The organism is Marinobacter sp. UBA2498, assembly GCF_002341575.1.
In the GTDB taxonomy this organism is placed as follows: domain Bacteria; phylum Pseudomonadota; class Gammaproteobacteria; order Pseudomonadales; family Oleiphilaceae; genus Marinobacter; species Marinobacter manganoxydans.
This window is the reverse complement of the sequence record NZ_DDOI01000148.1, coordinates 15459-18878: the sequence shown is the minus strand read 5'-3', so window position 1 is coordinate 18878 and position 3420 is coordinate 15459. Positions and strand designations below refer to the sequence as shown.

Below are 3420 nucleotides of genomic sequence, written 5' to 3'. Positions count from 1 at the left end.
CAGCTGCAGCCAGCGAGCCAGACGGGAATGTGGGCGATGCCGCAGGTAAAGGGGCAACGTGCTCATGACCAGCAATACCGTAGCTGCCGCTATAACGGTCAGGGTGGGGTTAAGCTCGAGGGTATGCCCCAACCCGGCAAACACAAAGGTCATGGGTAACATTCCAATAACCGTTGCCAAGGCGTAACGCCAAAGGTGTATCGCCGTCACTCCGGCGGCATAGCTGATCAGGGCGAAGGAGAACACCGGGATTAACCGGGTGAGGAGGACTGCAATAAACAGGAACCGCTGTGACCCTCTGGCCGAGAATACCGGGTTGTTTTCGAGCTTCTGCTGAACAGCATCGCGACCAAGCACTCGCGCCAGATAAAAGGCAATCAGCGAACCCGCCAGTGCACCGGCTACCGCGATTGCCGTTCCGTTGAACATTCCGTAAACCAGGCCGGACGCCGCACTGATCGGCAACGTGGGTATTGGCCCGACCACGACAGCAAGAACCATCAGGAGCATCAGTAATACCGGCCCAAGAGTCCCCTGACTGGCAAACCAGTCGGACAGCACCGTTGGTGCAAAGCTGGCAGGCATGCCCAGTTGCCGCAGCAGAAGCCAGATCATGGCCATCAAAAACGCGACAATGGCAAGAAAGGAGAGACGGAAAACCAGCGGCGATCGGGTCATCCGGCTATTCTACCCGCTCATCAGGTAACAGGAAGCACAGCCGGTGCCTCGATAAAATAAAAAGGGCCGGATGTCTTACCAACATCCGGCCCTTGGGCACGCTCTCTCAAGCGTAATCTGCGATCAATTTCGTGATACTTCGATTAACGCCAGCCCACACGGTCGAAGATCTTCACCGCTTCCGGATTGTTGGTGCCCAGTACGCTCACATTGATGTCATCAATGTTCAGGTTGCCCCAGGAATCCAGCACCGGATTCTTCAGTACACCGTCTACCGCCGGGAACTCGTGATTGCTCTCAGCGAAGATCTGCTGGGCGGTATCGGAGGACAGGAACTCCAGGAACCGGACAGCGTTGTCGCGGTTAGGCGCGGTAGCCACCACACCCGCACCACCGATGTTGGCGTGAACACCACGGCCATCCTGGTTCGGGAAGATAATGCCAACCTCCCGGGCCACTTCACGGTCTGCAACATCATCAGAGTTCAGCAGGCGCGCGTAGTAGTAATGGTTGCCAACCGCCAGGTTGCATTCACCGGCAGCCACAGCACGGATCTGATCGGTGTCGCCACCCTGGGGATCACGGGCCATGTTATTGACTACGCCCTGCGCCCACTCCTCAGCGCCTTCTTCGCCGTGGTACTCAACGAGGCTGGCCAGCAATGACTGGTTGTAGATGTTGCTGGAGGACCGGATGCAGATCTCGCCCTTGAATTCCGGGTTGGCCAGGTCCTCGTACTGACTGATCCGGGAAGGATCAAAGTCTGAACGATCGTAGTAGATCACGCGCAGACGCTGACTGAAGCCGAACCAATGCCCTTCCGGATGACGCAGGGAATCCGGCAGACGGCTGTTCAGAACTTCCGAATCCACCGGCTGGAAGATGCCTTCCTGGTCGGCTCGCCAGAGGTTACCCGCGTCAACGGTAATCAGGATATCGGCCGGGCTGGCGACACCTTCTCGCTGGATTCGCTGGATCAACGCATCGGACTTCCCCTCAATCAGGTTGACCTTGATGCCGGTCTCCTCGGTGAAGGCGTTATAAATTGCCTGGTCCGAATCGTAGTGCCGCGCAGAGTACAGGTTGACTTCACTCGCGGAGACACTCGTTGCTGCCAGTGTTGTTGCCAGGGCAGCGGCTGCCAACTTCGCTTTATGAGATACCACGGGATCTCTCCTTGGTTGCTAATTACTATTGCAGGTGAAAACGATTAGTATTTAGATGCGATTTAAACGAACCCGGGCATAGAAGTCAATAAATAGGAATCAGTCGCTTTTACGTATTCAATACACAATCAGACGCAACAAGCTTACAATTGCACCTCCACTGGAGTTTGAACCGGGAGGCTGGATCGGCACCATGAGCATTTATCAGGAAAGCCCAACCTACAGCGACCAACTCGAGAACGGCCTGTCGGGCCCGTCATTGATGCTTGACCGCGTGCATTGCCAATTCCATGGCGATAGCGTTGTCAAAGACATCAACCTGCATCTGGAAGCAGGCGAGGTTGTCTGCCTCCTCGGCCCTTCTGGCTGCGGCAAAACAACGCTGCTGCGTATCGCTGCAGGCCTCCAGACGCCGTCCCGCGGCAAAGTCTTTCTCGGCAGCTCCCTGGTTTCGGCACCCGGTGGCGTGCAGGTACCCCCGGAAAAGCGGAATGTGGGCCTGGCATTCCAGGAATCTGCACTCTTCCCCCATCTGACGGTGCTGGAGAACGTCTGCTTCGGCATCAGCTCCATGCCGAAAAAGCAGCAACGTACGCGCGCACTCGAACTGTTGGGGCGCCTGGGCATGGCCGATGCCGCCAATGTTTACCCACATACCCTCTCAGGTGGTCAGCAGCAGCGGGTAGCCCTGGCCAGGGCCCTTGCTCCGTCGCCACGGGTCATGCTGCTGGACGAACCATTCTCCAGCCTCGACGCCCGGCTGCGCGACCAGATTCGGGACGATACACTGCATGTGCTGAAAGAGCTGAACACGGCCACTCTTCTGGTTACTCATGACCCGGAGGAAGCCATGTTCATGGCAGATCGGATCGCACTGATGCGAGACGGAGAGATCGTGCAAACGGGAACTCCTACAGACCTTTACTGCAATCCTGCCGAGCCGTTCGTGGTCAACTTTTTCGGGCAGGTGAACGAACATCGCGGCGTTGTCCACAACGGCGTGGTGACAACGCCATTGGGCCACCTGGAAGCTAAAGGTTTTGAGGACGGCAGCAGCGCTAGAATTCTGATCCGTCCGGAGGCGGTCAAAGTCAGGCAACTTGAAGGACAGGCCGGTGATGACCGCACCAGCCATGTTCTGATGTCCCGACTGCTCGGCCCGACCAGTCTGTTGCATATTTGTGCTCACGGGCCGGACGGGCAGGAAATGCACCTGCATGCAAAAGTGCCCGGGGTGTTTCTGCCGGAAGAGGGACAGGCTGTCTCGCTTGAGCTGGATATGTCGCAGGTTTTTCTGTTCGCCGAGTAAACCGTGGCTACCCCGTTTTACTTCCCGGGCGGGACCGACGCATCGCCAGGCTCAGAATGACCACGGGAATGATCCCGACCACAACAATGGCGAGGGAGGACATGGCCGACTCGGCCAATCGCTCGTCAGAGGCCAGGCTGTAGGCACGGACCGCCAGGGTATCGAAGTTGAACGGCCGGAGTATGATGGTCGCCGGCAACTCCTTCATCACGTCCACAAACACCAGTATACCGGCCGCCAGCAGGCTACTGCGCATGATCGGCGTAT

3 protein-coding genes and 1 pseudogene are annotated in these 3420 nt (G+C 57.5%); 1 reads left to right on the top strand and 3 read right to left on the bottom strand.

The window, feature by feature from the left end:
* Together B2W52_RS20520 and B2W52_RS20515 are read right to left on the bottom strand one after the other, a co-directional pair.
* Positions 1-678, bottom strand: a 678-nt coding sequence (locus B2W52_RS20520) for a TVP38/TMEM64 family protein (protein WP_286803998.1), incomplete at its 3' end; no start/stop codon positions are given.
* Between the two features lie 143 nt (positions 679-821).
* Complete coding sequence (locus B2W52_RS20515) at positions 822-1844, bottom strand: Fe(3+) ABC transporter substrate-binding protein (RefSeq protein ID WP_273070970.1); 1023 nt, start codon at positions 1842-1844, stop codon at positions 822-824.
* A 193-nt stretch (positions 1845-2037) separates the two neighbouring features.
* Between B2W52_RS20515 and B2W52_RS20510 the strand changes: the two genes are divergently transcribed.
* Positions 2038-3153 (top strand): ABC transporter ATP-binding protein, encoded by a 1116-nt coding sequence (locus B2W52_RS20510; RefSeq protein ID WP_008176865.1) that lies wholly within the window; start codon positions 2038-2040, stop codon positions 3151-3153.
* 7 nt (positions 3154-3160) lie between these two features.
* Here B2W52_RS20510 and B2W52_RS20505 read toward each other — a convergent pair.
* Positions 3161-3420, bottom strand: a pseudogene (locus B2W52_RS20505) (iron ABC transporter permease); the annotation flags it as partial.

Coding starts and splice junctions, on each gene's coding strand:
- B2W52_RS20510 (WP_008176865.1), top strand. CDS start 2,038: ATGAGCATTTATCAGGAAAGCCCAACCTACAGCGACCAACTCGAGAAC.